Genomic DNA, 26,144 nt, shown 5'->3' on the forward strand with positions numbered 1-26,144 from the left:
CGCGGGCTGCGGGCGGGCGCGGGCTGCGGGCGGGCGCGGACTGCGGGCGGGCGCGGACTGCGGGCGCGAGCAACGCAACGGATGCCGCAGCAGCGGGTCGTTCGGTGGCGCCGGGTCCGGGCATCCGTTTGCCACGCTCCTGAACCAATTCGACGGAGATTTTGCCCGAAACTGCCGGTTTCGGGCTCAAACCCGCTTTCAAGAGCAAAATGTCCGTCGAATTCGCACGGAGCCGGGGGCGGTTGAGGGGCGAGTGAGGGGCAGGTCAGGTGAGGGGCAGGGCCACGCGGAAGCGGGTGAAGCCGGGGCGGCTCTCGACCGAGACGTCGCCGTGGTGCGCGGCCACGACGGCCTGGGCGATGGCCAGACCGAGGCCGGTGCTGCCGGTGCCGCGGAAGCGGGAGCTGTCGCCGCGGGCGAAACGCTCGAACAGGGTGGACCGGAGGTTCTCGGGGATGCCGGGGCCGTCATCCGTCACCGTCACGACCGCACGGTCGTCTGCCACCGAGAGAGCCACTTCGACCGTGGTTTCGGGCGGCGTGTGGATGCGGGCGTTGGCCAGCAGGTTCGCGAAGACCTGGTGCAGCCGGGCGGCATCGCCGGCGATCTGCACCGGTTCGTCCGGCAGGTCCAGGTTCAGCACCCGGTCCCGTCCGGCGGCGTGCGCGTCGCTGACGACGTCCACGAGCAGGCTGGTCAGGTCGACCGGGCCGTGCTCGAGCTCCCGGCCCTCGTCGAGCCGGGCCAGGAGGAGCAGGTCCTCGACCAGGCCGGTCATCCGCACGGACTCGGACTCGATCCGGTCCAGGGCGTGCACGGTATCCGCCGGCAGCTCCTGGCCGGAGCGCCGGGTCAGTTCCGCGTAGCCCCGGATCGAGGCGAGCGGGGTGCGCAACTCGTGGCTGGCGTCGGCGACGAACTGGCGCACCTTTCGCTCACTGGCCTGCCGGGTCTCCAGCGCGACGTCGACGTGGTCGAGCATGCGGTTCAGGGCCGCCCCCACCTGACCGACCTCCGTGCGCGGGTCGGTGTCGGCGGCGGGCACCCGCTCGACCAGGGAGACCTCGCCGTGATCCAGCGGCAGCTCGGACACGCGCGTGGCCGTCTGGGTCACGCGGGCCAGCGGCCGCAGGGCCAGCCGCACGATCAGGGTGGCCAGAACGGCGACGATGAGGATGCCGACCAGGGACACCACCGCGACGATGATGCCCAGCTGGGCGACCGTGTTCTGCACTCCGGCCAGGGGCAGGCCGACCAGGTAGAGGGTGCCGTTGCGGTTCGTGTCCGCCCGGATCCGGTAGCTGCCGGCGTCACCGCCGAGGTCGACCGTGACGGCGGTTTTCTCCTGCATCTGATCGGCCAGGAGCTTGACCTGCCCGGCGGTAAGCGCGATGATCGCGCCGCTCTCCTCCTCGGTGTACCCGGCCGTGATGGTCGAGCCGTCGAAGACCAGCGCGAGGGTGCCGGACTGCTGGGCCGGGCCGCTCAAAATCATTTCCGCCGTCGGCGTGAACGCGGGGGCCTCGTCGTCCGAATCCCGGCGGCCGTCGATGACCACGCCGGAGCGCTCGGAGGCTGAACGCAGCTGCTGGTCGAGCCCGTCGATCAGGGACGCGCGCAGAATGGCGACACTGACCAGGCCGATGGCGATGCTGACCAGCGTGAGGAGGCCGACGACCGCGAGCACGAGCCGGCGGCGGAGCGTCCAGGGCGCGCGGGATCGCCGCGCCCTCGTGCTCGTCATCACGCTGTCTTCAGCATGTAGCCGGCACCGCGCACGGTGTGGATCATCGGCTCACGCCCGGCATCGACCTTCTTGCGCAGATAGGAGATATAGATCTCGACGACGGAGGATTTTCCGCCGAAGTCGTAGCTCCAGACCCGGTCCAGGATCTGCGCCTTACTCAGCACCCGCCGGGGATTGCGCATCAGGAAACGCAGCAATTCGAACTCCGTGGCCGTGAGTTCGATCGCGTCTCCCCCGCGGGACACCTCGTAGCTGTCCTCATCGAGGGTGAGGTCGCCGACCGAGATCCGGGGGTCGTTGGAGTCCGCCACGGCGAGGGTGGAACGGCGGATGAGTCCGCGGAGCCGGGCCACCACCTCCTCCAGGCTGAACGGCTTGGTGACGTAGTCGTCGCCGCCGGCCGTCAGGCCCTTGAGCCGGTCGTCGAGGGAGTCCTTGGCGGTGAGGAAGAGGACGGGGGTTTCGTTGCCGTCCGCGCGGACCCGCTGCAGCACCTGCAGCCCGTCGATGTCGGGCAGCATGATGTCGAGCACGATCGCATCCGGCCTGAATTCCCGGGCGATCGTGAGAGCCTGGCGCCCCTCGGCGGCGGTGCGCACCTCCCAGCCCTCGTAGCGGAGCGCCATCGAGAGCAGATCCGTGAGCGTGGGCTCGTCGTCGACCACCAGGACCCGGATCGGGCTGCCATCCGCTTTGTGGAGGCGCGGTCCACGAACCGCCCGATCATTCTCACGAGTGCTCATATTCTCAGTATTCGGAGTTTTCTATGAGAAACCTATGTGCGCCCTCTGGTGCCGCTGTGAAAAGAGTGATCGCGCCCCTCTCAGCGTTTTCACAGGATGGCGATACCCCCGGAATAGACCGCCTCCCTAGCTTCAGACCGGGAGGCCGGACGGCCCCCGGAACTGGAGACTCATGTTTGTCACTTACCTGCGGCGGGAGCTTGCGGGCCGCCGCAAGCAGACCGCGATCGTCGCGATCGGCATGGCGCTGGCCATCGCCCTGGTCATCATCGTGAACGCGGTGTCCAGCGGCGTGCAACTCGCCCAGGCGACCGTGCTCGGCTCGGTCTACGGCGTGGGCACGGACATCACGGTCAACCTAACCCCGACGGCCCCCGCCGAAGGGGATGCCGCCGGCGGGCCACAGAAGTTCGACTTCGGGGCCGCGGACGGCACGACCGCCGACGGAACGACATCCGTCAGCCAGGCCAGGCTCAGCGCCGGCTGGGGCACCTTCACCTTCGACCAGGCCGCGCTCGGCACGGTCAGCGCGGTCGACAACGTCTCCGCCGCTGCCGCGACCCTGTCCCTCAACAACACGACCTTCAACGGGGCCCTGCCCGGCTCCCAGACGCAGGGCACCCCGCCGGCTGGCGGCGCCACTCCGCCCGACGGCGGTCCGGACGGCGCCGGCGGCAGCTCCTTCAATGTCGACTCCTTTTCCGTGCTGGGTCTGGACCCGGCCGATGAGGCCGTCGGCCCGCTCTCCGCGGTCACCCTCACCGACGGTCGCTCCCTGACCAGCACGGATGCCGGCGCGAACGTCACCGTCCTCGACTCCAGCTACGCCACGACCGCGTCCCTGGCCACGGGTGACACCGTCAGCATCGCCGGCACCGACTTCACCGTCGTCGGCCTCGTCACCGCCGCCACCGCCGACGCCGACACCGCCGCGAACGTCTACATCCCGCTGGACGTGGCCCAGACCCTCTCCGGCCTGACCGGGCAGATCTCGACCGTCTACGTGCAGGCGGCCTCGTCGACGGACATCGCCCAGGTGCAGGCCGACATCGAGAAGGCGCTCCCCGCCGCCACGGTCGACACCCAGGCCGACCTCGCATCCAGCGTCTCCGGGTCGCTCGCCAGCGCCTCCGACCTGGTGAAGAACCTCGGTCTGTGGCTGTCGCTGATCGTGCTGGCGGCGGCGGCGTTCCTGATCGCCATCCTGTCCACCATCTCCGGCGTCACCCGGCGCACCCGTGAATTCGGCACGCTCAAGGCCATCGGCTGGTCCAACGGCAAGATCGTGCGCCAGGTCGCGGACGAATCGCTCGTGCAGGGCCCGCTCGGCGGTGCCGCGGGCATCGCCATCGGTCTGCTCGGCATCCTCGTGATCAACCTGGTCGCCCCGACCCTGACCGCGGGAGCCACCAGCGTGGCCGCGGCCGGTCCCGGCGCCGGCTTCGGTGCCGGTGGACCCGGCGGGGCCGGGCCCGGCTTCGGCGGCGCAGCCCAGGCGGCCGCCACCTCCGACATCGTGCTGAGCGCTCCGGTGACGGCCTCGGTCATCCTGCTGGCGGTCGGCCTGGCCGTTCTGGGCGGGCTGCTGGCCGGCGTGATCGGCGGCTGGCGCGCGTCCCGGCTCCGCCCAGCGGAGGCCCTCCGCAGCATCGCCTGACCACTGCCCGCTTCCGGCTGCGACCGCGGCATCACCTCCGACATCCGCATCAGAATCCCGTCACTTTTTCTTCAGAAGGAACACCACATGTATGAACTATCGAACGTCACCAAGACCTACGAGCAGGGCAAGCGCACGGTGACCGCGCTCAGCGACGTCACCCTGTCGATCCCGGACGGCCAGATGGTGGCCATCCAGGGGCCGACCGGCGGCGGCAAGTCCACCCTGCTGCAGATGCTGGGGGCCCTGGACCGGCCCACCGAGGGAACCATCGAACTCGGTGAGGCGAACCTGTCGAAACTCGGCGACGGCAAGCTCGGGCGGATCCGGGCGAGGGAGATCAGCTTCGTCTTTCAGAGCTTCAACCTGATCCCCACCCTCAGCGCGCAGGATAACGTGGAGACCGCCCTCGCGCTGCTCGGGGTGAGGAGCACGCTCCGGAAGGAGCGGGCGGCCGCTGCGCTCGCATCCGTGGGCCTCGGCGACCGGCTCGGCCACCTCCCCACGGAGCTCTCCGGCCGCCAGCGGCAGAGGGTGGCGATCGCCCGGGCCCTGGTCAAGGAGCCGACCGTGCTCCTGGCCGACGAACCCACCGGCAACCTCGACGAGGAAACCCGCGACGAGATCATGGACCTGCTCGAGGGCCTCTGGCAGGCGCAGGGCCTGACCCTGATCGTGGTCACCCACGACACGGCCGTGGCCCGGCGGGCGCGGCGCCGCCTACTGATCAAGAAGGGCGTGTTGACCGAGGGGGCGTAGCGCGCGGGCCGGGCCGGCCTGTGGCGGCCCGGGTTCGGGTTCGCGGGAGCGAGCAGGCAGAATGGAGACGTGACGGATCAGATGCTCTCCCTGTTCGACGAGGAGCAGCATCCGTCACTTCCCGGCGCCCTGCCGGCCCTCCCTCTGACGCTTCCGCCGGCGTTCCCCCCGGCCGTCGCGCCGCACCTGCGGCGGATCGTCGCCGATTCCACCGACCGGGTGGCGTGGCTGCGGGCCCGCGCGCAGGGCATCACGGCCACGGATGTCGCCAAGCTCGCCACCCCGAAATCCCTGCCGAACGCCGTCTACGACAAAGTCAACGGCAGCAGCTTCAGCGGCAACACGTTCACCGACCACGGCCGCGCCCGGGAACCGGAGATCGCGGCCTGGGTGCAGGAGCGCTACGGCATCGAGCCCAGCACTGCCCTCTTCCATGCGGCAGACCACAGGCGGCACCTGGCCACCCCCGACGGGGTCGGCACCGGATCGGGCACCGGTGCGGGCGGCCTCGAACTGGCCGAAATCAAGACGACGAGCAAGGCGTGGCGCAGCATCCCGCGCTCGTATTTGCGCCAGGTCTGGTGGCAGCAGTACGTGCTGGGCGCCGAGCGCACCCTGCTCGTCTGGGAGCAGCACAAGGATTTCGTGCCGATGAACCCGGAGCCCGAGTGCAAGTGGATCGAGCGGGACGAAGAACAGATCGCGATCCTGGTCGGCTACGCGAACGACCTGATCGCACTGCTCAACCAGCAGGCCACGCGGAACCAATAGCCACCGCCGGACGACAGGCCGGGAGAGCCGCCTGGTCGGGGGGGGGGGGGGGGGGGAANGGGGGGGGAACAGGCGGCTCTCCAGCGCCGCTGTCGCGGCCGTGAAGGAACGGAATCGATCGTGCCGCTTCGGGTGCGGCGCGATTCACTCCTGACAAGTGAGTGGCGGCGAGCTGCCTGAGCAGTCCGGGCCGGTCCCCCTTTGTGAGGACAGACTACGTCCACGGGCACCCGGGAATCCAGTCCTCGCAGCCACTGCACAGGGTTCTGCCCACCCCCAGAGAGAGGCACACCCGCCAGGCCACCGAGGTGGGCACGCCGAGGGAGAATGGACAGATGGAATACGCCACGATTCTGCCACCGACCATGCACGCCCTCGTGATCGACCGGCCCGGCGAGGCCGGCGAGCTTCACCTGGCCGAGGTTCCCGCGCCGATCGCCGTGCTCGATGAGCTGATCGTGCGGGTGATCGCCGCCGGAATCAACCCGATCGACGCGAAGACCCGGGCCGGAAAGGGCGTCTCCGCGGCCATCACCGGCTACCCGGCGGTGCTCGGCAACGACTTCAGCGGCATCGTGGTCAGCGCTCCCTACGAACACTTCCCCCTGCAGCCGGGGGACGAGGTGTACGGCATGGCCCGGGTGCCCCGCACCACCGGCAGCTACGCCGAATACCTGCCCGTCTCGGCGCTGAGCGTCACCCGCAAGCCGGCACGGCTCAGTCATGCCGAGGCCGCCGCGGTGCCGGTCGCCGCGCTCACGGCGTGGGGAATGGTCGTGGAGCTGGCCGAGACCGTCCCCGGGCAACGGATGCTCATCCACGCCGGCAGCGGCGGGGTCGGCCACTTCGCCGTGCAGTTCGCCAAGGCCTTCGGCGCGCACGTGACCGCCACCGGGTCCACCCGTAACCTGGAGTTCCTGCGGGAGCTCGGCGCGGACGAGGTCATCGACTACACGACGACGCGTTTCGACGAGGTGGTCTCCGGCCTGGACTCCGTGATCGACCTCATCGGCAACGTGCACGACAACACGGGAACCCGGTCGCTATCCATGCTGCGGCCCGGCGGCATCCTGGTGAACGCGCCGACCGGGAGCTGGCCGACCATGGCCGCGGAGGCCGCGGCGGCCGGCATCCGGGCCACCGGTTACAAGGTCGCCGCCTCCGGCCGCACCCTGGACTTCATCACCGAACTCATCGACGACGGCATCGTGCGGGTGCACGTGGACCGGGTGTTCGACCTGGCCGACGGCGCCGCAGCACACCGGCTGCTCGAGACCGGCCACACCCGCGGCAAGATCGTGCTGCGGGTCGCGGACGCCGCCGAGACGTCCGAGACGTCCGAGACGTCCGAGACGTCCGAGGCTTCCACCACTTCCGCACCCGCCGGGCCTCGCCCGTGAGCGGCGACGGCCCGTCCCTGGTCTGGTTCCGCGACGATCTGCGCCTCGCGGACAACCCCGCTCTGCAGGCCGCCCTCGAGCGCGGCGAGCCGATCGTGGCCGTGTACGTGCTGGACGAGGAGTCCGCCGGCGTGCGACCGCTCGGCGGCGCGGCCCGGTGGTGGCTTCACGGGAGCCTTCTCTCGCTGGCCGACTCGCTGGAACGCCTCGGCGGCCGGCTGACTCTGCGCCGGGGACCGGCCGAGCGCGTGATCGGCGAGCTGGCGGCATCCGTCGGCGCCGGCGCCGCGTTCTGGAACCGACGCTACGGCCGGGCCGAGCGCGAGGTGGACACCCGGATCAAGGCCAGCCTGCTGGCAGCCGGAACCGAGACCCGCAGCTTCGCGGGCTCGCTCCTGTTCGAACCGTGGACGATCCAGACCGGCCAGGGCGGGTCATACTCGGTCTTCACCCCGTTCTGGCGGGCCTGCACGGCCGGCCCGCCGCCCCGCGCGCCGTACCCCGCGCCGGAGGCGATCCCCGGACTCGCGGCCGACGTCCCCTCCGACGCCCTCGAGGACTGGGCGCTGCTGCCGACCCGGCCAGACTGGGCCGGCGGACTGAGGGAAGCCTGGCAGCCGGGCGAAGAGTCCGCGCACCGCCTGCTCGATACTTTTCTCCGGGACTCGCTCCCCCGCTACGGCGCCGAGCGCGACCAGCCGGCCCAGGCCGTTACCTCGCGCCTGTCGCCCCACCTCCGCTGGGGCGAGATCAGCCCATTCCAAATCTGGCATGCGACCGAATGGGCCCGGACCGGCCTGACCGGGAACGCCCAGTCCAGCGCGACGCGTTTTCTCACCGAGGTCGGCTGGCGCGAGTTCAGCTACCACGTGCTCTTCAACGCCCCCGACCTCGCGACCGAGAACCTGCGGCCCGAGTTCGACGCCTTCCCCTGGCCCTCGCTGGACGAGCGCGCGCTGGCGCGCTGGCAGCAGGGCCGCACCGGCATCCCCCTCGTCGACGCCGGGATGCGCGAACTGTGGCGCACCGGCAGCATGCACAACCGTGTGCGCATGGTGGCGGCGTCGTTCCTGATCAAGAACCTCCTGATCGACTGGCGCCTCGGCGAACAGTGGTTCTGGGACACCCTCGTCGACGCCGACGCGGCCAGCAACCCGTTCGGCTGGCAGTGGGTGGCCGGGTCGGGCGCCGACGCCGCACCCTATTTCCGGGTCTTCAACCCCGAGCTGCAGGCGAAGAAGTTCGATCCCCACGGGGAATACATCCGTCAGAACGTGCCCGAATACGGCACGGATGCCTACCCCGCCCCGATCGTCGACCTCGGTGAGACGAGGCGGGCGGCCCTCGCCGCCTACGAGCAGATCAAGGGGATGAAGGAGCAGGCGATCGCGGCCCGCGCGGCCGCCGGCGCCGAGGCCGAAACCGTCTAGAGCGCCCGCTCGAGCACGAAGTCGTCCTCGTACCGTCCGCCCACCAGGAAGCGTTTCTCGCCGACCGTGGCGAACCCGTTCTTCTGGTAGAACCGGATGGCCCGCGCGTTCTCCTGGTTGACGCCGAGCCAGCTGCCGGCCGCCCCGCGTGCCCGGGCCGCCTCCAGCGTCGCCGCCATCAGGGGCGCGGCCACCCCGCGGCCGTGCGTCTCGGCGCGCAGGTAGCACTTGCTCAGTTCCACGGTGGGACGGATGCCGATGGCCGCGCGCACGTCGGCGTCGGCCGGTTCCGCGAATACGAGCATCGTGTACCCCAGCATCACCCCGCCCTCCTCGGCCACGAGGATCAGGCGCTCGGGATCGGCCAGGTAGGCGTCGAAGTTGCCCTCCGCGAGCACGTCGCGCAGGAACGCGGCGATGGCCTCGGCCGTGGTGTGCGGCGGGCAGGCGAGCCCGAACGTGGCGGCGGCCAGCTCGGCCAGCACCGCGGCATCCGTCGCCGTCGCCGTGCGAATCTCGATCATCGTCCCACCCTATCGACGCCCCCACCGCACGTACTTCACGCGAGAGCGGGTGAATCGTCGGTCTGGCCAGGCCAAAACGACGATTCACCCGATCTCGCGGGAGGGCGATGCCTACAGGTAGCGGACGTACGCGCCGACGGTGAGGAAGGTCGGGAACTCGGGCTCGAGAGCGGATGCCCGGAACACCTCGAGGGCGTCGTCGAACCGGTCGCCCGGCGTGCGCTGCAGTCCCCCGAACACCTCGTCGACCTGCTCGGCGATCCAATCCTCGTCGATCCGGATCCCCTCGGCGGTGACCGAGTTCTCGTGCACCCACTGCCAGATCTGCGAGCGGGAGATCTCCGCGGTCGCGGCGTCCTCCATCAGGTTGTCGATGGCCGCAGCGCCCACGCCGCGCAGCCAGGACTCGATGTAGCGCAGTCCGATCGAGATGTTGCCGCGCACGCCGGCCGCGGTGATCTCGCCGCCGATGGACTCCACGTCGAGCAGTTCGGCCGCCGTGACGCGCACGTCGTCCCTGGTGCGGTCGAGCTGGTTCGGCTTGTTGCCGAGCACCCGGTCGAACTCGGCCTGCGCGGTCGTGATCAGGTCCGGGTGGGCCACCCAGGTACCGTCGAAGCCGTCGCCGGCCTCCCGCTTCTTGTCCTCGGCGACCTGGGAGAGGGCCCGGGCGGTGACCTCGGGGTCGCGACGGTTCGGGATGAACGCGCTCATGCCGCCGATGGCATACGCGCGACGTCGGTGACAGGTCGACACCAGCAGCTCGGTGTAGGCGCGCATGATCGGCACGGTCATCGTGATCTGCTTGCGGTCGGGGAACACGAAGCGGCGCCCGCGCGCGCGGAAGGTCTTGATGATGCTGAAGATGTAGTCCCAGCGGCCGGCGTTGAGCCCGGCGCAGTGGTCGCGCAGCTCGTAGAGGATCTCCTCCATCTCGAATGCCGCCTGGATCGTCTCGATCAGGACGGTCGCCCGGATGGTGCCGTAGTCGATGCCGAGACGGTCTTCGGAGTGGCTGAAGATGTCGTCCCAGAGGCGGGCCTCGAGGTGACTCTCCAGCTTCGGCAGGTAGAAGTACGGGCCGCTGCCGCCCTCGATCAGGCGCTTCGCGTTGTGGAAGAGGTAGAGCCCGAAGTCGACCAGGCTGCCCGACGCGTTCATCCGGCGGTTCGCGCGGTCGACGAAGGTCAGGTTCTTCTCGACCAGGTGCCAGCCGCGGGGACGCATCACGATCGTGGGCGTGGCGCCGGTGGCGTCACCCGTGACGGCGTACTTCTTGCCTTCCGGGGTTTCGAAGCTCAGCTGTCCGCGCACCTGGTCGAACAGCGTGATCTGGCCCTCGATCACGTTCGCCCAGGTGGGGCTGGTGGCGTCCTCCTGGTCGGCCAGCCACACCTTCGCGCCGGAGTTCAGCGCGTTGATGGCCATCTTGCGGTCGGTCGGTCCGGTGATCTCGACGCGGCGGTCGACCAGTCCCGGGCCCGCGCCGGCGACGTGCCAGCTCGGGTCGCGCCGGATGTGCGCGGTCTCGGTCAGGAATTCGGGGTCGCGCCCATTGGAGGCATCCACGCGCTTCCGCAGTCGAGTGGCCAGCAGGTCGTGCCGCGTGCCGGCGAACCGGTCGTGCAGGTCGCCCAGGAACTCGAGCGCTTCGGGGGTGAGGATCTCCTCGTACCGCGGCCCGAGATCGCCGGTGATCTCGAGGTGCGGCTGGATGGTGGCGAAGCTGCCGGTGTTCGTTCTCGTGCGGTCGGACGTCGCCGGGGCCGGGGTGTTCATGGGCTGATCTCCTTCAAGAGTGTTGGGCCGGGCCGCGCGCTCCCGGCCAATCGGCCGGGTGTGCGGGAATGAGCTGTGCCTTGGATCCACTCTGGGCCCGCCGACGGTGCAGCAGCCCGCCCTCGGTAACAGAAGAATTCCATTTCTTCTACCCCTGAGAAGTTTTCCGTGAGGTGTGTGACTATGGGGAAATGGTCATCGTCGATCCAGCCCTCCGTCCGTCCCTGTCCGCGGCCCCTGCCGAGGAGGAAGGGCTCGACGCCCTCACCCTGGGCCGGCGCATCCGGGAAGTGCGCACGTCGCGGCGGATGACGCTCGACGCCCTCGCGGCGGCGATCGACCGGGCCCCGTCCCAGGTCTCGATGATCGAGAACGGCAAGCGCGAACCGCGACTGTCGATGCTGCGCACCATTGCCGGAGCCCTCGGAACCACCGTCGACGACCTGTTGAAGACGGATGCCCCGTCCGAACGAGCCGCCCTCGAAATCGCCGTCGAGCGGGCCCAGCGGGGTCCCGTGTTCACCGCCCTCGGACTGCCGCATATCCGCGTTGGCCGGGGAACCAGCGACGAAACCCTGCAGACGCTGCTCAGCCTGCACGGCGAGATTCTGCGCCTGCACCGGGAACGGGCGGCGACCCCGGAAGAGGCCAGGCGGGCCAATGTGGAGCTGCGCGCCACCATGCGGGCCAAGGACAATTACTTCCCCGAGCTCGAGGCGCAGGCGCAGCGGCTGCTCGCCGCGGTGGGCCACACCGGCGGGCCGGTCTCCCACCAGGTCGTGGCCGACATGGCCACGCACCTCGGCTATTCGCTGCACTACGTCGGCGACCTGCCGAACTCGACCCGGTCGGTCACGGACAAGCGCAACCACCGCATCTACCTGCCGACGGAGCACTCCGCGTCCCGCGACTCGCGCTCGCCCATCCTGCAGGCGTTCGCCACCCTGCTCTGCGAACACGAAGAACCCGAAAACTATGCTGAATTTCTGGCCCAGCGGGTGGAGACCAACTACCTGACCGCGGCCATCCTGCTGCCGGAAAAAGACACCGTGAAACTGCTCACCGAGGCGAAGAACCTGCGCCGCATCTCGATGGAAGACCTGCGCGACGCGTTCGCGGTCTCCTACGAGACGGCCGCGCACCGGTTCACCAACCTCGCCACGGCCAGGCTGGACATCCCGGTGCACTTCATGAAGGTGCACGAGTCCGGCACCATGATCAAGGCGTACGAGAACGATTCGGTGCGCTTCCCCAGCGACGCGCTCGGCGCGGTTGAGGGCTCGACGGTCTGCCGCAACTGGACGGCTCGGACGGTCTTCCATGTGGCCGACCGGTTCAGCCCCTGGTACCAGTACACCGACACCCCGAGCGGGACCTTCTGGTGCACGTCCCGGATCGAGAAGGCCAAGGAGGGCGACTACTCGGTCAGCGTGGGCGTGCCGTTCACGCACGTGAAGTGGTTCCGCGGCCGCGAGACGAACAACCGGGCGGTGTCCCGCTGCCCCGACGAGTCCTGCTGCCGCCGCGCCCCCGACGAGCTGTCGGAGCGGTGGTCCGGCCAGTCGTGGCCGGCCGCGCGCACACCGACGAGCCTGCTGGCCGCGCTCCCCACCGGCACCTTCCCCGGCGTCGACCAGACCGAGGTGTTCCAGTTCCTGGAGGGGCACGCCCCGGCGAGCTGAGCGGCCGGCGCCGTCGCTGTCGCGGCGCAGGGTGTGGACGCAGGCGCAGGCTAGAACCCGCGCCCGCGTCCCGAGGGTGCGCCGCGAGGCCAGAGGACCCGGCCGGGCCCCGACTGGCATGATGTACGGGTAGCAGCGCCGCGACGAGCAGAGGACGAAACCGTGGGCACGACCATTTTCGAACGAGCCAGGCCCGCCGCATCCGTCATCGACGAGGCCCTCGCCCGCACCCGCCAGGCCCCGTTCTGGCTCGACGACGTTGCGCCGCAGACGAGCCGCCCGCGGCTCACGGCCGACCTGGACTGCGACCTGGCTATCGTCGGCGGCGGCTACCTGGGCCTCTGGACCGCGGTGCTCGCCAAACGGCAGGACCCGGGCGCGCGGGTGGTCCTGCTCGAGGCGCGCACGATCGGCTGGGCCGCCTCCGGGCGCAACGGCGGCTTCTGCGAGGCGAGCCTGACCCACGGGGAGGAGAACGGCCGGCGCCGCTGGCCGCGGGAGATCGACCGGCTGACCGAGCTGGGGCTGGAGAACCTCGACGAGATCGAGCGCGCGGTCGCCGAGCTCGGCCTGGACTGCGATTTCGAACGCACCGGGGCCATCGACCTGGCCGTCGAGAAGCACCAGGTCGACTGGCTCCGCGCGGAGCCCACGAACGATGACACCGTGTTTCTGGATGCCGCGGCGCTGCACGCCGAGGTCGACTCGCCCACCTACCTGGCCGGAGTGTGGCACAAGCGCACGAACGCCCTCGTTCACCCCGGCAAGCTGGCCACCGAGCTGGCCCGCGTGGCCACCGGGCTCGGAGTCGAGATCTTCGAGCACACCCCGGTCACGGGCCTCGACACGCAGGGGCTGTCCCCGGCGCAGGGCACCCGGCTGCGCACCGAGGCTGGTGTAGTGCGCGCGCGGAAGACCGCGCTGGCGACGAACGTCTTCCCGTCGCTGTTGGCGCGGAACCGTCTCGCCACGGTGCCCGTGTACGACTACGTGCTGATGAGCGAGCCGCTCAGCGCGGAACAGCTCGCCGCGATCAACTGGCAGAACCGGCAGGGGCTGAGCGACCTGGCCAACCAGTTCCACTACTACCGGCTGAGCGCGGACAACCGCATCCTGTTCGGCGGCTATGACGCCATCTACCACTTCGGCGCCCGGGTGCGCGGCGGCTACGAGAACCGGCCGGAGAGCTTCCGGCGCCTGGCCAGCCACTTCTTCACCACGTTCCCGCAGCTGGCCGGGCTGCGGTTCAGCCACCGCTGGGCCGGCGCCATCGACACCTCCACCCGGTTCTGCGCCTTCTTCGGAACGGCCCGCGCCGGCCGGATCAGCTACGCGGCCGGGTTCACCGGCCTCGGCGTGGGTGCCACCCATTTCGCGGCGAAGGTCATTCTCGACCAGCTCGCCGGCCGGCAGACCGAGCGCACGCAACTGGAGATGGTGCGCGGACGCGCCCTGCCGTTCCCGCCGGAACCGCTGGCCTCGATGGGCATCCAGACCACGCGCTGGTCGCTCGACCGCGCCGACCACAACGAGGGTCGCCGCAATCTCATCCTGAAGACGCTCGACGCGCTGGGCCTCGGCTTCGACTCCTAGCCCGCGCCGCGCATCCGTGGGTCGCCAGCCCCAGCGTCAGCCCGCCCTAACGAATTCGACGGAGATTTTGCCGAAAACCGGCCCCAGCAGTCCGGAAACGGGCTTTTAGCGCAAAATCTCCGTCGAATTGGTTCAGGGACGGGCGGGAGGACGGACCGACCGACGGCGCCTAGACCGCGGCGGGCTGCGGGTCGGGCAGGCGGTGCAGCGCGTCCACGAGGGGGGCGAGCTCCGGCTTCTGCTCCGCGGCGGCGAGCGCCGCGGCGAGGGTCTCGTCATAGACCGGGCGGGCCGAGCCCAGCAGGGTCTGGCTGGCATCCGTCAACTCGGTGTAGATGCCGCGCCGGTCGTCGGCACAGAGGATGCGGGTCAGCAGCCCCCGGTCTTCGAGCCGGTTCACCAGGCGGGTGGTGGCACTACTGCTGAGGGCGGCCGCTCCGGCGAGCTGCTGCATCCGCATGTGCCAGCCGTGCTGGCGGCTGAGGGCGTCCAGCACGGTGAATTCGACCACGGACAGCTCGGCGGCATCCTGCAGGGCCCGCTCGAGCTCGATCTCGATCAGCGCGTGCAGGGAGGCGAGCGTGCGCCAGCCCTGAGCGCGCACCTCGACGGCGTCGTCTTCGATGCCCATGGTGGCTCCAAACCGGTCGGGAAAAACAAGTAGTTGCTTGCGCCGATACCTAGCGTGTGCAAATATAAGTAACGCGCCTGCAACTAACAGCGTACGCAGCATATCCGCGTAAGTACAGTTCTCAAGGAGTTCCTCCCATACCCATTGGCCTTTTCGCCCTCGCCCTCGGAGGGTTCGGCATCGGACTCACCGAGTTCGTCATCATGGGCATCCTGCCCGACCTCGCCGCCGATTTCGGGATCAGCGAGGCCGCGGCCGGCTGGCTGATCTCCGGCTACGCCCTGAGCGTGGTCGTCGGCACCCTCGGTCTGACCGCCGCCGTGACCCGGCTGCCGCGCAAGAAGGTGCTGATCGCCCTGATGGTCCTGTTCATCCTCGGCAACCTGATCAGCGCACTCGCCCCGACCTACGCCCTGATGATGCTCGGCCGGGTGGTCGCCGCACTCTGCCACGGCGCGTTCTTCGGCATCGGCTCCGTGCTCGCCGCCGACATGGTGGCACCGACGAAGAAGTCCGGGGCGATCGCGATCATGTTCACCGGCCTGACCGTCGCCAACGTGCTCGGCGTGCCCTTCGGCACCCTGCTCGGCCAGAACCTCGGCTGGCGCGCCACGTTCTGGGCGATCACCCTGATCGGCGTGATCGCGCTGGTCGGAATCGCGACCCTCGTGCCGCAGATCGAGCACGCCACCGACCAGAACGGCGGTCTCCGCGGCGAGCTGAGAGCCTTCCGCTCCGGCCAGGTCTGGCTGTCCATCGCCGTCACGGTGCTCGGCTACGGGGGCATGTTCGGGGCGTTCACCTACATCGCGTTCACCCTGACCGAGGTCAGCGGCCTCGCGGCATCCACTGTGCCGTTCCTGTTGATACTCTTCGGCGTGGGTCTCTTCATCGGCAATATCGTCGGCGGCAAGGCGGCGGACCGTTCCGTCGACACGACCCTGATCGTGCTGCTGGCGGCCCTGACGGTGGTTCTCGTCTTCTTCGCGCTGACCGTCCGCAGCCAGGTCGCAACGATCGCATCGCTTCTGCTCCTCGGCGGGTTCGGCTTCGCCACGGTTCCCGGCCTGCAGATGCGCGTGATGAGCTACGCCAGCGCGGCGCCCACCCTGGCCTCCGGCGCCAACATCGCCGCCTTCAACCTCGGCAACACGCTCGGCGCCTGGCTCGGCGGCCTGACCATCACGATCGGGCTGGCTACACCTCGCCGATCTGGGCCGGGGCCGGCGTGACGGTGCTCGGCCTGGTCGTCATGGTCGCTGCGGCGCGCGGCGCCCGGCTGACCCGCCGCCGGGTGGCATCCGTCGCCCTGCCGGTGACGGCTCCCGTCGCGGCTCAGGTTGTGGACGCGGGCGCGCGGTAGAACCTGCGCCCGCGGCCGCAGGGTGCGCCGCGACATCCGTGGGTTCGAAACGACGGATGCCGGCGGCGCGCCTCAGGCCTCCCGGGTGATCTCCACCGTGACGAACAGTTCCGACCCGCTCGTCCCCGAGAACACGCCGCGCAGCGGGGGCACGTCGTTGTAATCGCGGCCCCGTCCGACGGCCACGTGCCGGTCGCCGATGTCGATCGAGTTGGTCGGGTCGTAGCCGCGCCAGTCGCCGCAGAACCACTCGACCCACGCGTGGGACTCGCCCCGGATGGTCTCGCCGATGCCGGCATCCGGCCGCGAGTGCAGGTAGCCGGACACGTACCGGGCGGGAATGCCCGCCGACCGCAGCGCTCCCAGCGCGATGTGGGTGATGTCCTGGCACACGCCGCGCTTGTCGCTCCACGATTCCCGGGCGGTGGAGTGCACGCCCGTGACGCCCTGCACGTACTGCATCTGGTCCCCGATGGCGGCGCAGATCTCCAGCGCGGCGTCGCAGGGGCTCGCGCGGCGGGCCACGATCTCGGCGGCCAGCGCAGCGACATCCTCCGGCGGGTCGGTCAGCCGGGTCTGCCGCGCGTGCTCCACCGTGATGGTGCTGCGCCGGCTCGCGGCCGCCAGTTCCGGCCAGCCCAGCGGATGCGCCAGGTGGGTGCGCGGCCGCACCTCCACCAGGCTGGTGGCCGTGAGTGTGAGCTCGGTGTACGGGGTGAGCACCTCGAAGCTCGACACCTGCGTGCCCCAGTAGTCGAGGTAGCCGTGGTTGCTCGACACCGGCGAGATCTCGAGCCCGGCGTACAGCACGAACTGGTCCGGCGAGCTGACCGGCAGCATCCTCGCCTCGTTGTAGGAGGCGCCCACCTCGCCCTGGTACCGGTAGCCGGTCACGTGCCGGATCCGCAGCCGGTTCACGACGCCTCCCCGGTCCAGGTCGGCACGGTGCTCGTGGGGAAATACCGGTCGCCGATGGCTTCCGAGGCGGCGCTGGTGGCCTCCTGCACGGCGTCCATCTGCGCGGACAGGTCGTTCAGGATATCCATGATCGGCCGATATTCCAGCTGGCTGCGGATCCGGCCCAGCTCCCGCTGCGCCTGGTCGGACACGCCGACGCGGTCCGTGCGGGTCTCCATGTCGCGCCGGCACTGCTCCGCCCGGGAGAGGGAGAACACGATCGAGCGGGGGGAACAGTCGATCCAGCAGCAGGAACTCGGCCGCGTTCCGGGCCGAGGGCACCCCCCGGTAGGTGCGCAGGTAGGACTCGTACGCGCCGCAGGAGCGCAGGATCGTGGTCCACGAGGGCCCGCTGGCCTCGGTCAGCGACCGGGTGGCCAGCAGCCGGGCGGTCATGTCCGCCTGCTCGAGGCTGCGACCCAGGTTGAAGAACTGCCACGCCTCGTCCCGGCTGACCCCGGACTCCACGATGCCCACGGCGAGCACCGAGCGCTCGCGCACCCAGCCGAAGAAGTCGTGCGTCTTCTCGCCGGCGACCTTGCGGGGCATCCTTGCGCTGGTCGTATTCAGGCACTCCCACAGTTCCGTCGGCACGATCTCCCTGACCCGCCTGGCGTTCTCCCGGGCCGCGGTGACCGAATAGGCGATCGAGGCCGGATGAAGGCGGTCGACGGCCAGCGTGGCGAGCACGTCCTTGCGGGTCAGCAACCGGTCGGTCGGCGCGGCGCTCCCCATCAGATGCAGCAGGGACTGACAGGCGAGGTTCTCCTCGATCCACGGGTCTTCGAGCAACAGTTGGAGGTGCACGTCGAGGATGCGCGCCGTGCCGTCGCTGCGCTCGATGTAGCGTCCAATCCAGAACAGGCTTTCCGCGATGCGGCTCAACATTCTCACCCCTCTCTCTCCCCGGCCGGCGCGGTCGACGCCTGCTGCTGCTGTTGCTGCTGCTCGTTGTCGCCGACGGGCTTGTCCTGCGGCGAGTGGTCCACGGCGTGCGCGACCCCGGTCGAGCGCACGTTGGCGGCCTGGCCGGCGACCAGTCCCTGGATGGAGCGCCCGGGCCCCTCGGTGAAGGAATCCGGTTCCGTGCCGATCACCCAGGTGTCCTTGGACCCGCCGCCCTGGCTGGAGTTGACCACGAGCTCCCCCTCGGGCAGCGCGACCCGGGTGAGTCCGCCCGGCAGCACCCAGACATCCGTGCCGTCGTTCACGGCGAACGGTCGCAGGTCGGCGTGCCGCGGCCGCATGCCCGCGTCCACGAGGGTGGGGATGGTGGAGAGTTGCACGACCGGCTGCGCGATCCAGCCACGCGGGTCCTTCAGCAGCTGCGCCGGCAGGGTGTCCAGCTCGGCGGCGGATGCCGCGGGCCCGACCAGGAGCCCCTTGCCGCCCGACCCGTCGACGGGCTTGACCACGAGCTCGCCGAGCCGGTCCAGTACCTCCTCGAGGGCCAGCGGATCTTCGAGCCGCCAGGTGTCGACGTTGGGGATGACGGCGTCCTCGCCGAGGTAGTACCGGATCAGCTCGGGCAGGTAGGTGTAGACCAGCTTGTCGTCGGCGACCCCGTTGCCGACGGCGTTGGCGATGGTGACGTTGCCGAGCCGGGCGGCCATCAGGATGCCCGGCGACCCCAGTTGGGAATCGGCCCGGAACTGCGGCGGGTCCAGGAATTCGTCGTCGACGCGACGGTAGATCACGTCGACCCGGGTGGGCCCGGCGGTGGTGCGCATCCAGACCCGGCCGCCGGAGCAGAACAGGTCCCGCCCCTCGACGAGCTCGACTCCCATCAGCCGGGCCAGCAGGGTGTGCTCGAAGTAGGCGGAGTTGAAGACGCCCGGGGTGAGCACGACCACGTTGGGGTCGTCGATCCCCGCCGGGGCCGAGGCGCGGAGGGCCTGAAGCAGCTTGTTCGGGTAGTCCCCGACCGGGCGCACGCGCATCGAGGCGAACAGCTCCGGCAGGGTCTGGGCCATCACGCGGCGGTTGGAGATGACGTAGCTCACCCCGCTGGGCACCCGCACGTTGTCCTCGAGCACTCGCCAGGCTCCCCGCTCGTCCCGGATCAGGTCGATCCCCGACACCTGGATGCGCACGTTGTTCGCCGAGACGATGCCGGCCGCCTGCCGATGGAAGTGACTCGACGAACTGATCAGACCGGCCGGGATGACGCCGTCATGCACCGCGGCCTGGGGTCCGTAGATGTCCGCGAGGAACGCCTCGAGTGCCCGCACCCGCTGTTTGATCCCGGATTCGACCGTGACCCACTCCTGCTGCTCGATCACGCGCGGCACCGCGTCCAGCGGGAACGGCCGCTCCTCCCCCGCGAAGTCGAACGTGACCCCCTGGGCGAGATAGCTGCTCGCCAGGGCATCCGTGCGGCCCCGGAGCTCTTTCTGCGTCATTTTCGCCAGGGCCGCATACACGTCCTTATAGGCCGTGCGCGCCTCCACCGGCGTGAGCGAGGTGAGGTCGGGGAACATTTCGTCCCAGGCGCTCGGCGCGCCGTTTTTCAATCGAAGGGATGCGGTCGTGCCGTAGCCCGTGAACAGGTCAACCATTCCGGGAGCGTAGCGGGGTGGTATTGCCGGGATATTTCAGCGAAATGACGGCCAGGTTGTATGCAAAACTCCCCATTTCGGGACACAAATGGGCAGAAGCCGGGGTTCACACAGGCGATTCACCCCCGGCATTGCATACAGTGAAACCATTCAGAGCGGAGGGTGGGCAACGTGAAGGCATTCCTTCCCACCGGCGACGCCTTCGGGGATGCGTTCGGGGATGCGTTCGGGGATGCGTTCGGGGATGCGTTCGGGTCGTTTCCCGACGCGGGTTCACCCGCCGAGGGCGACGAGCCGGTGCCCTCCGACGGATTCCGCGCCACCGCCCTGGTCGACGTGCGCGGACTCCAGATCGTTCGGGGCCCCCGAACGGATGCCTCGATCCTCGCCACCGGGATCTCGCTGTCGCTGGCGCACGGGGAGGTCCTCGGGCTGGTCGGCGACGTCGGTTCCGGTGCCACCGAGATCGCCAGGGCCATCGCGGGACGGCTGTCCGCTCCGGACCGGATCGTCGCCGGCTCCATCCTGTTGGACGGCACAGAACTGGTGGGTATCAAGGGCCGGGCCCTCGAACGACTCCGCGGAACCACGATGGCCCTGGTCCCCGCGGACGCGACGACCCGGCTCGCGCCGCACCGCGCCATCGGGCGGCAGCTCACCCGCCCGCTCCGGCGCACCCTGGGCCTGTCCCGGGCGGCCGCCACCCGGCGAATGCTGGAAAACCTCGACCGGGCGAGAGTCGAGGACCCCCGGCACGCATCGACCCTCCTCCCCGGGCAGCTCCCCCGGCTCACCCTGCACCGGGTGCTGATCGCCGACGCCGTCGCGTGCGGGCCGGGCCTCCTGATCGTCGACGACCGGGGAGTCGCGCCAGGCACGGCGGCGGACGCGGCCGGGCAGGCGGCGGAGGACGCGGCCGCAGACGCAACCATCGCCGCGCTCTACCGCGGCCTCCGGCAGGAGCGCGCACTGGCCATGATCGTCGTGTCCCGCAACCTGGGAGACGCCGTGGCCGGCTGCGACCGGGTGGCCGTGCTCGACGCAGGACGGATCGTCGAACAGGGGTCGAGGGCCGAGATCGTCAGCGCGCCGCAGCATCCGCGCACCCGCCAGCTGCTCGCCACCGCGCGCGCCCACCCCGCCTGCCCCCCTGGTCTCTGCCCCCCTGCCCCCCTGATCCTCCTGCCCCTCCTGCCCCTCCTGATCCTCGGCGAGAAATCCGCCGAGCCGTGAGAAGCGACCCTTAAAAACGCCGGAAAGGGGGCGGAACTCACGGCTCGGCGGGCACTTCTCCGGCCGGAAGGGGAGGCCGGGTACGGGAAGGGCGGGTACGGGAAGGGCGGCTACGGGAAGGGCGGCTACGCGTCGGCGGGCAACGCCGAGACCGCGTTCCGCGCGGCGAGAATGTGCGAACGCATCGCCACCTCGGCCCAGACCACGTCGCCCGAGCGCAAGGCGGTCAGGATGTCGCGGTGCTGGTGATTGCTGCCGGCCCGGAACGCGGCGCCGTCGCGGCGGAAGAAGTGGCTCATCATCGGCACCCGGCCGACGGATGCCGTCAGGCCGACGAGCTGTTTGCTGCGGGAGGCGGCCACGATGATCCGGTGGAATTCGGCGTTCAGCTCGCCGAGCCGGTCGATGCCCGGGTCGTCGGTCCTCCGCACGAACTCCTCCATCAGCCCGATCAGCGCACCGAGCCGGTCGAGGTCGCCGGGTTCGATCCGCGCGGCGGCGAGCCCGGCCGCGCGGCTCTCGAGGGCGGCGCGGAGAAAATACGTCTCGCGGACCTGTTCGGCCGTCCATGGGATGACCGTCGCGCCGCGATTGGGGATGAACTCGACCAGGCCGGCCTCGTCGAGCCGGCGCAGCGCCTCCCGGATCGGCGTGCGGCTGAGGCCGAGCTCCTGGGCGAGGGCGGTCTCCCGCAGGGTCGCGTTGGCGGGCAGTTCACCCGAGAGGATGCGCGCGCGCAGGTTCGCGTACGCGGCCTGCCCCCCGGTCACCGTCATTTCGGCCTCCCCCCGCCACACTTCGATCCGTGTGCCACTATCGCACATCCGCCGCTAGGAGAACGCGTTCAGGTCGGTCAGGGCCCGTCCGATCACCAGCTGGTGGATCTCGTCGGTCCCCTCATAGGTGCGCACGGACTCCAGATTGGCGAGGTGCCGCATCACGGGGAACTCGCTCGTGATGCCGTCGCCGCCCAGAATGGCCCGGGCGCTCTGCGCGATCCGGATCGCTTCCCGCACGCTGTTGAGCTTGCCGACGCTGATCTGGGCCGGGGTGAGTGTGCCCTGCTCCTTGAGCCGCCCCAGGTGCAGCGCGAGCAGCACCCCCTTCTCGTACTCGACCAGCATGTCGGCGAGTTTGGCCTGGATCAGCTGGGTGGCCCCGATCGGCTTGCCGAACACCTCGCGGGTCTCCGAGCGCAGGATGGCGGCGTCGAGGCAGCTGCGGGCGGCGCCCATCGCGCCCCAGACGATGCCAAACCGCGCCTCGTTCAGGCAGCCGAACGGCCCGGACAGTCCGGCCGCGTCCGGCAACAGGGCGTCCGCCGGCACCCGCACGGCGTCGAGGCGCAGATCGCACTGAACGGATGCGCGCATGGAGAGCTTGTTCTCGATCGGAGTCGCCGTGAAGCCCGGGGTGTGGGTCGGCACCAGGAAGCCGCGCACGCCGGCATCCGTCTGAGCCCAGACCACCGCGACGTCGGCGAGGCTCGCGAGCCCGATCCACCGTTTGGAACCCTCGATCAGCCAGCCGGCCCCGTCCCGGGTCGCGGTGGTCGTCATCGCGGCGGGGTCGCTGCCGCCGCCGGCCTCGGTCAGAGCGAAGCAGCCGATCAGCTCGCCGGCGGCCAGGCCGGGCAGCCACCGCTGCTTCTGCTCCTCCGAGCCGTACTGGTGGATGGCCGACATGGCCAGCGAGCCCTGCACCGAGACGAACGTGCGCCAGCCGCTGTCGGCGGCCTCCAGTTCGAGGCAGACCAGCCCGTAGCTCACCGCCCCGGCGCCGGCACAGCCGTAGCCGGTCAGGTGCATGCCGAGGAAGCCGGCCGCGCCGAGTTCGGCGACGAACTCCCGGCGGAAATGCTTGTTCTCGAAGTCTTCCTCGATGGTGGGCAGGATGCGGTTGGTCGCGAAGGCCCGCGCCTTGCGGGCCCAGGCGATCTCCTCCGCGCTGAGCAGGGCGTCGAGGTCGAACACGGCGTCGACCAGGGGGCTGTGAACGAGGGCTGTGGGGCGGCCTGAGGCGGGCACGAGAATCCTTCACGGATCGACGGAACACGGACGAAATCGAGCCACTCGCCACCGGCGATGGTAGCCGTGAGTCGATCCTATAGCGCATGATTGGCCCCGTCACCTGCCCGTCCGGTCGGCTAGATTGGGTCAATGGAGGCTCAGTTGCGACCCGGCGCGCGGGAAGCGATCTTCGCGCAGCTCATTGACGCCGGCCGGTCCGAACAGGTCGCCCGGCGCCTCACCGATGCCATCATCCTCGGCGTGCTCACCCCCGGCGAACGGCTGCCGAGCGAACAGGAACTGGCGCGGCGTTTCGGGGTGGCCCTGATCACCGTGCGGGAGGGCCTCGTCCTCCTGCGCGACGCCGGCCTGGTTGAGACCCGGCGCGGCCGCGAGGGCGGCAGCTTCGTGATCCAGACGGATGCCCCGCACAGCGCCCTGCTGCAGGCTCGCCTCCGCGGCCTGGCCCAGGTGGAGTTGTCCGATCTGGCTGTGTACTTCTCCACGATCATCGAGGGCTGCGCCGAGCGTGCGGCCCTTCGCGCCTCCCCCGTCGACTCGGAGCGGCTCCGGGCCTGGCTGGCCGACAGCGCCGGCGGCGGGACCGCGGGAGCCCGCGCCACCGCGGGTGGTTTCTACCTCGAACTCGCGGTGCTCAGCCAGTCCCCCCGGCTCGTGCGGGAGCACATCAGGCTGCAGGCCGAATTCGGCCCCCTGCTGCTCCTGGCCCTCGGCGATGCCGGGATCCGCAGCCGCGTGGCCCGGGTGAATGGTGAGATCGCCGAGGCCATCGCCGGCGCCGACGGTCCGGCCGCCCGTGCGCTGGTCGCCGGCCAGGTGCAGGACCTGGCCGTGTGGCTGTTGACCGCCAAGGCGAGAATCGAACGGGGAGGGCAGCTCTATGACCCCGCCTGAGACAACCCCGCCTGAGACGTCGGTGCCTGAGACGTCGGTGCCAGACCTGACCGACGCCGCGCAGCTCAGCCTCGCCTCCTGCGCGGCAGAGGTCGGTGAGATCTTCGCCCGCGCCTTCCGCACCCTCGAGGGCTGGCGCGACGCGATCGTCGCCGCGGGACCGGTTCGCGCGGCCGAACTGGACGCCCTCGTCGAAGCTCTCGTCGTACCGGCGCTGCGAGCCGAACCTCCGGCGCCGGGCGGCGTGCCCGAGTCCCTCCTGATCGGGGCGGGTTTCATCGCGGCGCCGCAGTACGTGACCGGGCGCGACGCCCACTTCGCGTGGTGGCTCGGGCCTCTGGCCGGCACCCCGCTGCTCGGCACCACGAGCGGGCCGAGCCGACTGGACCTCGCAGCCCGGGTGAACACCGAGTTCCTGCGCGACTTCCGGGAACTGGAGTGGTACCAGGTGCCGGAATCGACCAACCACACCCACGTGACCGGGCCATACGTCGACCACCTGTGCACGTTCGACTACGTGATCACGCTGACCATGCCGGTGCGGGTGGACCGGGACATGGTCGGGGTCGTCGGAGCCGACGTCTTCGTGAAGAGCCTCGAACAGGTGCTTCTGCCGCACTTCCTCGCCCTGGCGAGCCCGGTGCTGTTGATCAACGAGGCCGGCCGCGTGGTGGTGTCGACCGAGCCCTCGCTGCCGGCCGGGGACATCCTGCCGAACCCGCGGCATCCGCTCGGCGACTACGACCGGATGCCGTGCCCCGGCACCCCGTTCCTGATCGCCACCCGCACGAGGAACGCCACAATTTAAAGATTGTATTCCGGATGTTTTGAGGTATCGTCGCCGTAAGGTGCCCATCGGCCCCCGAGCGACGCCGACGTCACCGACGCTGAAGTCACGACCGACTCCGCTCCTCCACGCCCTCGAAAGGCCAGCGAATGACCATCCGCGAACTGCGCAACTTCGTCAACGGACAGTACGTCGAGTCCGGCGCGAGCGAACAGCTCGACATCATCAATCCCGCCACCGAAGAGGTGTACGCCCGCACCCCGGTCTCCACCGAGACGGATGTCGCGGACGCCTACGGCGCGGCGGCGACCGCCTTCACGACCTGGGGCGAGACCACCCCGGGCGAACGCCAGCTGGCCCTGCTCAGGTTCGCCGACGCCCTCGAGGCCCGCACGGAGGAACTCGCCGACGTCGAGAGCGAGAACACCGGCAAGCCGCGGGCGGGGATCGTCGGCGACGAGATTGAGGTCATGATCGACCAGGTGCGCTTCTTCGCCGGCGCCGCGCGCGTGCTCGAGGGCAAGTCCGCCGGCGAGTACCTGAAGGACCACACCTCGATGGTGCGCCGCGAACCGATCGGCGTGATCGGCCAGGTCACCCCGTGGAACTACCCGATGATGATGGCGATCTGGAAGATCGCGCCGGCCCTCGCCGCCGGCAACGCCGTCGTGCTCAAGCCGTCGGACTCGACCCCCGTGTCGACCCTGCTGCTGGCCGAAATCGCCTCCGAGTTCCTGCCCGCCGGAACGTTCAACGTCGTGACCGGCAACCGGGACACCGGGCGCGCCCTGGTCACGAACCGCATGCCGCAGATGGTGTCGATCACCGGCTCGGTGCGCGCCGGCATGGAGGTCGCGGGCGCCGCGGCCCTCGACGTCAAGCGGGTGCACCTGGAACTCGGCGGCAAGGCCCCGGTGATCGTGTTCAACGACGCGGACATCCAGGCGGCGATCGAGGGCATCACCGCCGCCGGGTTCTACAACGCCGGCCAGGACTGCACCGCCGCCACCCGCCTGCTCGTGCAGGAAGGCATCCATGACGAATTCGTGGCCGCCCTCGCCGCCTACGCCCGGGAGAACGCCCGCACCGGCGGACCCCGGGAAGACGGCGTGCTCTACGGTGCCCTCTCCAGCGCCGAGCACCTCGCCCGGATCGAGGGCGTCGTCGACAGCCTGCCCGACCACGCGAACGTGGCGCTCGGCGGCCACCGCCAGGGCTCGGTCGGCTACTTCCACGAGGCCACGATCATCACCGACCTGCGCCAGGGTGACGACGCGGTGCAGAACGAGTTCTTCGGCCCGGTGATGACGGTGCAGAAGTTCACCGACGAGGCGCAGGCGCTGGCCTGGGCCAACGATGTGCAGTACGGCCTGGCGTCATCCGTCTGGACCCGGGACCACGGCACCGCGATGCGCATGGCCAAGCGCCTCGATTTCGGCTGCGTCTGGATCAACACGCACATCCCGCTCGTCGCCGAAATGCCGCACGGCGGTTTCAAGCACTCCGGCTACGGCAAGGACCTCTCCCTGTACGGCCTCGAGGACTACACCCGGATCAAGCACGTGATGAGCTACATCGGCTGACCTCGGCCTGACCCGCCTCGCAC

The 26,144-nt window shown here is 70.1% G+C and carries 20 protein-coding genes and 2 pseudogenes; 12 read left to right on the forward strand and 10 right to left on the reverse strand.

Going from position 1 to position 26,144, the window contains the following annotated elements; translation table 11 throughout:
- Positions 1 to 265: 265 nt before the first annotated feature.
- Both E3O49_RS07650 and E3O49_RS07655 read right to left on the reverse strand, forming a co-directional pair.
- The gene (locus E3O49_RS07650; RefSeq protein ID WP_134410696.1) at positions 266 to 1,744 is read right to left on the reverse strand and encodes a sensor histidine kinase; all 1,479 of its coding nucleotides are present in this window, start codon (positions 1,742 to 1,744) and stop codon (positions 266 to 268) included.
- Positions 1,744 to 2,490 carry a response regulator transcription factor gene (locus tag E3O49_RS07655; protein WP_134365675.1) on the reverse strand — a complete coding sequence of 249 codons (747 nt, stop codon included), beginning with the start codon at positions 2,488 to 2,490 and terminating at the stop codon, positions 1,744 to 1,746. Before E3O49_RS07655 ends, E3O49_RS07650 begins: the two co-directional genes overlap by 1 nt.
- A gap of 172 nt (positions 2,491 to 2,662) precedes the next feature.
- Between E3O49_RS07655 and E3O49_RS07660 the strand changes: the two genes are divergently transcribed.
- The 5 genes from E3O49_RS07660 (at position 2,663) to E3O49_RS07680 (ending at position 8,507) form a co-directional block, all read left to right on the forward strand.
- Positions 2,663 to 4,147, forward strand: a complete 1,485-nt coding sequence (locus E3O49_RS07660; RefSeq protein ID WP_134405806.1) for an ABC transporter permease — start codon at positions 2,663 to 2,665, stop codon at positions 4,145 to 4,147.
- A gap of 87 nt (positions 4,148 to 4,234) precedes the next feature.
- Entirely contained in the window at positions 4,235 to 4,906 is a 672-nt protein-coding gene (locus E3O49_RS07665) for an ABC transporter ATP-binding protein (protein ID WP_134402995.1), read from the forward strand.
- Between the two features lie 69 nt (positions 4,907 to 4,975).
- Complete coding sequence (locus tag E3O49_RS07670) at positions 4,976 to 5,677, forward strand: YqaJ viral recombinase family protein (RefSeq protein ID WP_241985489.1); 702 nt, start codon at positions 4,976 to 4,978, stop codon at positions 5,675 to 5,677.
- Between the two features lie 335 nt (positions 5,678 to 6,012).
- On the forward strand, positions 6,013 to 7,077 hold the full coding sequence (locus E3O49_RS07675; protein WP_241985490.1) for an NADP-dependent oxidoreductase: 1,065 nt from the start codon (positions 6,013 to 6,015) through the stop codon (positions 7,075 to 7,077).
- Complete coding sequence (locus E3O49_RS07680) at positions 7,074 to 8,507, forward strand: cryptochrome/photolyase family protein (RefSeq protein ID WP_134410698.1); 1,434 nt, start codon at positions 7,074 to 7,076, stop codon at positions 8,505 to 8,507. Before E3O49_RS07675 ends, E3O49_RS07680 begins: the two co-directional genes overlap by 4 nt.
- Here the strand turns inward: E3O49_RS07680 and E3O49_RS07685 are convergent.
- Positions 8,504 to 9,031, reverse strand: a complete 528-nt coding sequence (locus tag E3O49_RS07685; protein ID WP_134402993.1) for a GNAT family N-acetyltransferase — start codon at positions 9,029 to 9,031, stop codon at positions 8,504 to 8,506. The two genes, E3O49_RS07680 and E3O49_RS07685, sit on opposite strands and share 4 nt — an antisense overlap.
- Positions 9,032 to 9,142: 111 nt before the next feature.
- Positions 9,143 to 10,810 (reverse strand): malate synthase A, encoded by a 1,668-nt coding sequence (gene aceB, locus E3O49_RS07690; RefSeq protein WP_134365680.1) that lies wholly within the window; start codon positions 10,808 to 10,810, stop codon positions 9,143 to 9,145.
- 191 nt (positions 10,811 to 11,001) lie between these two features.
- Here aceB and E3O49_RS07695 point away from each other — a divergent pair, with 191 nt between their 5' ends.
- The gene (locus E3O49_RS07695) at positions 11,002 to 12,492 is read left to right on the forward strand and encodes a helix-turn-helix transcriptional regulator (RefSeq protein ID WP_134365681.1); all 1,491 of its coding nucleotides are present in this window, start codon (positions 11,002 to 11,004) and stop codon (positions 12,490 to 12,492) included.
- 162 nt (positions 12,493 to 12,654) lie between these two features.
- On the forward strand, positions 12,655 to 14,085 hold the full coding sequence (locus E3O49_RS07700) for an NAD(P)/FAD-dependent oxidoreductase (protein WP_134365682.1): 1,431 nt from the start codon (positions 12,655 to 12,657) through the stop codon (positions 14,083 to 14,085).
- A gap of 169 nt (positions 14,086 to 14,254) precedes the next feature.
- On the opposite strand, the gene E3O49_RS07705 is transcribed toward E3O49_RS07700, so the two are convergent.
- On the reverse strand, positions 14,255 to 14,716 hold the full coding sequence (locus tag E3O49_RS07705) for a MarR family winged helix-turn-helix transcriptional regulator (RefSeq protein WP_134365683.1): 462 nt from the start codon (positions 14,714 to 14,716) through the stop codon (positions 14,255 to 14,257).
- Positions 14,717 to 14,853: 137 nt separating this feature from the next.
- On the opposite strand from E3O49_RS07705, the pseudogene E3O49_RS07710 reads away from it, so the two are divergent.
- Positions 14,854 to 16,079, forward strand: a pseudogene (locus E3O49_RS07710) (MFS transporter).
- Between the two features lie 72 nt (positions 16,080 to 16,151).
- Here the strand turns inward: E3O49_RS07710 and E3O49_RS07715 are convergent.
- The 3 genes and pseudogenes from E3O49_RS07715 to E3O49_RS07725 all read right to left on the reverse strand — a co-directional run bounded on the left by E3O49_RS07715 (position 16,152) and on the right by E3O49_RS07725 (position 19,594).
- Complete coding sequence (locus E3O49_RS07715) at positions 16,152 to 16,997, reverse strand: transglutaminase family protein (RefSeq protein ID WP_134410700.1); 846 nt, start codon at positions 16,995 to 16,997, stop codon at positions 16,152 to 16,154.
- Positions 16,994 to 17,924, reverse strand: a pseudogene (locus tag E3O49_RS07720) (alpha-E domain-containing protein). The gene E3O49_RS07715 and the pseudogene E3O49_RS07720 overlap by 4 nt, the downstream one beginning before the upstream one ends.
- 2 nt (positions 17,925 to 17,926) lie before the next feature.
- Positions 17,927 to 19,594, reverse strand: coding sequence for a circularly permuted type 2 ATP-grasp protein (locus E3O49_RS07725; protein WP_134402990.1), 1,668 nt, complete (start codon positions 19,592 to 19,594; stop codon positions 17,927 to 17,929).
- A gap of 171 nt (positions 19,595 to 19,765) precedes the next feature.
- On the opposite strand from E3O49_RS07725, the gene E3O49_RS07730 reads away from it, so the two are divergent.
- Positions 19,766 to 20,827, forward strand: a complete 1,062-nt coding sequence (locus E3O49_RS07730) for an ATP-binding cassette domain-containing protein (RefSeq protein ID WP_160141053.1) — start codon at positions 19,766 to 19,768, stop codon at positions 20,825 to 20,827.
- Between the two features lie 125 nt (positions 20,828 to 20,952).
- On the opposite strand, the gene E3O49_RS07735 is transcribed toward E3O49_RS07730, so the two are convergent.
- Both E3O49_RS07735 and E3O49_RS07740 read right to left on the reverse strand, forming a co-directional pair.
- Positions 20,953 to 21,603 (reverse strand): GntR family transcriptional regulator, encoded by a 651-nt coding sequence (locus tag E3O49_RS07735; protein WP_160141054.1) that lies wholly within the window; start codon positions 21,601 to 21,603, stop codon positions 20,953 to 20,955.
- A gap of 54 nt (positions 21,604 to 21,657) precedes the next feature.
- Entirely contained in the window at positions 21,658 to 22,812 is a 1,155-nt protein-coding gene (locus tag E3O49_RS07740; protein ID WP_134402996.1) for an acyl-CoA dehydrogenase family protein, read from the reverse strand.
- A gap of 174 nt (positions 22,813 to 22,986) precedes the next feature.
- Between E3O49_RS07740 and E3O49_RS07745 the strand changes: the two genes are divergently transcribed.
- The 3 genes from E3O49_RS07745 (at position 22,987) to E3O49_RS07755 (ending at position 26,121) form a co-directional block, all read left to right on the forward strand.
- Positions 22,987 to 23,751 carry a FadR/GntR family transcriptional regulator gene (locus E3O49_RS07745; protein WP_134365688.1) on the forward strand — a complete coding sequence of 255 codons (765 nt, stop codon included), beginning with the start codon at positions 22,987 to 22,989 and terminating at the stop codon, positions 23,749 to 23,751.
- Between the two features lie 22 nt (positions 23,752 to 23,773).
- On the forward strand, positions 23,774 to 24,559 hold the full coding sequence (locus tag E3O49_RS07750; RefSeq protein ID WP_134365689.1) for a PDC sensor domain-containing protein: 786 nt from the start codon (positions 23,774 to 23,776) through the stop codon (positions 24,557 to 24,559).
- Between the two features lie 128 nt (positions 24,560 to 24,687).
- Positions 24,688 to 26,121, forward strand: coding sequence for a gamma-aminobutyraldehyde dehydrogenase (locus E3O49_RS07755; RefSeq protein ID WP_134365690.1), 1,434 nt, complete (start codon positions 24,688 to 24,690; stop codon positions 26,119 to 26,121).
- Positions 26,122 to 26,144 lie beyond the last annotated feature (23 nt).

This window comes from Cryobacterium shii (genome assembly GCF_004402595.1).
GTDB classification, from domain to species: Bacteria; Actinomycetota; Actinomycetes; order Actinomycetales; family Microbacteriaceae; genus Cryobacterium; species Cryobacterium shii.

Bases quoted from the DNA above. Each gene is read 5' to 3' on its own strand.
- E3O49_RS07660 (WP_134405806.1), top strand. From the start codon at position 2,663: ATGTTTGTCACTTACCTGCGGCGGGAGCTTGCGGGCCGCCGCAAGCAG.
- E3O49_RS07685 (WP_134402993.1), bottom strand. From the start codon at position 9,031: ATGATCGAGATTCGCACGGCGACGGCGACGGATGCCGCGGTGCTGGCC.
- E3O49_RS07650 (WP_134410696.1), bottom strand. From the start codon at position 1,744: ATGACGAGCACGAGGGCGCGGCGATCCCGCGCGCCCTGGACGCTCCGC.
- E3O49_RS07705 (WP_134365683.1), bottom strand. From the start codon at position 14,716: ATGGGCATCGAAGACGACGCCGTCGAGGTGCGCGCTCAGGGCTGGCGC.
- E3O49_RS07725 (WP_134402990.1), bottom strand. From the start codon at position 19,594: ATGGTTGACCTGTTCACGGGCTACGGCACGACCGCATCCCTTCGATTG.
- E3O49_RS07755 (WP_134365690.1), top strand. From the start codon at position 24,688: ATGACCATCCGCGAACTGCGCAACTTCGTCAACGGACAGTACGTCGAG.
- E3O49_RS07655 (WP_134365675.1), bottom strand. From the start codon at position 2,490: ATGAGCACTCGTGAGAATGATCGGGCGGTTCGTGGACCGCGCCTCCAC.
- E3O49_RS07695 (WP_134365681.1), top strand. From the start codon at position 11,002: ATGGTCATCGTCGATCCAGCCCTCCGTCCGTCCCTGTCCGCGGCCCCT.
- E3O49_RS07675 (WP_241985490.1), top strand. From the start codon at position 6,013: ATGGAATACGCCACGATTCTGCCACCGACCATGCACGCCCTCGTGATC.
- aceB (WP_134365680.1), bottom strand. From the start codon at position 10,810: ATGAACACCCCGGCCCCGGCGACGTCCGACCGCACGAGAACGAACACC.
- E3O49_RS07735 (WP_160141054.1), bottom strand. From the start codon at position 21,603: ATGACGGTGACCGGGGGGCAGGCCGCGTACGCGAACCTGCGCGCGCGC.
- E3O49_RS07665 (WP_134402995.1), top strand. From the start codon at position 4,235: ATGTATGAACTATCGAACGTCACCAAGACCTACGAGCAGGGCAAGCGC.
- E3O49_RS07745 (WP_134365688.1), top strand. From the start codon at position 22,987: ATGGAGGCTCAGTTGCGACCCGGCGCGCGGGAAGCGATCTTCGCGCAG.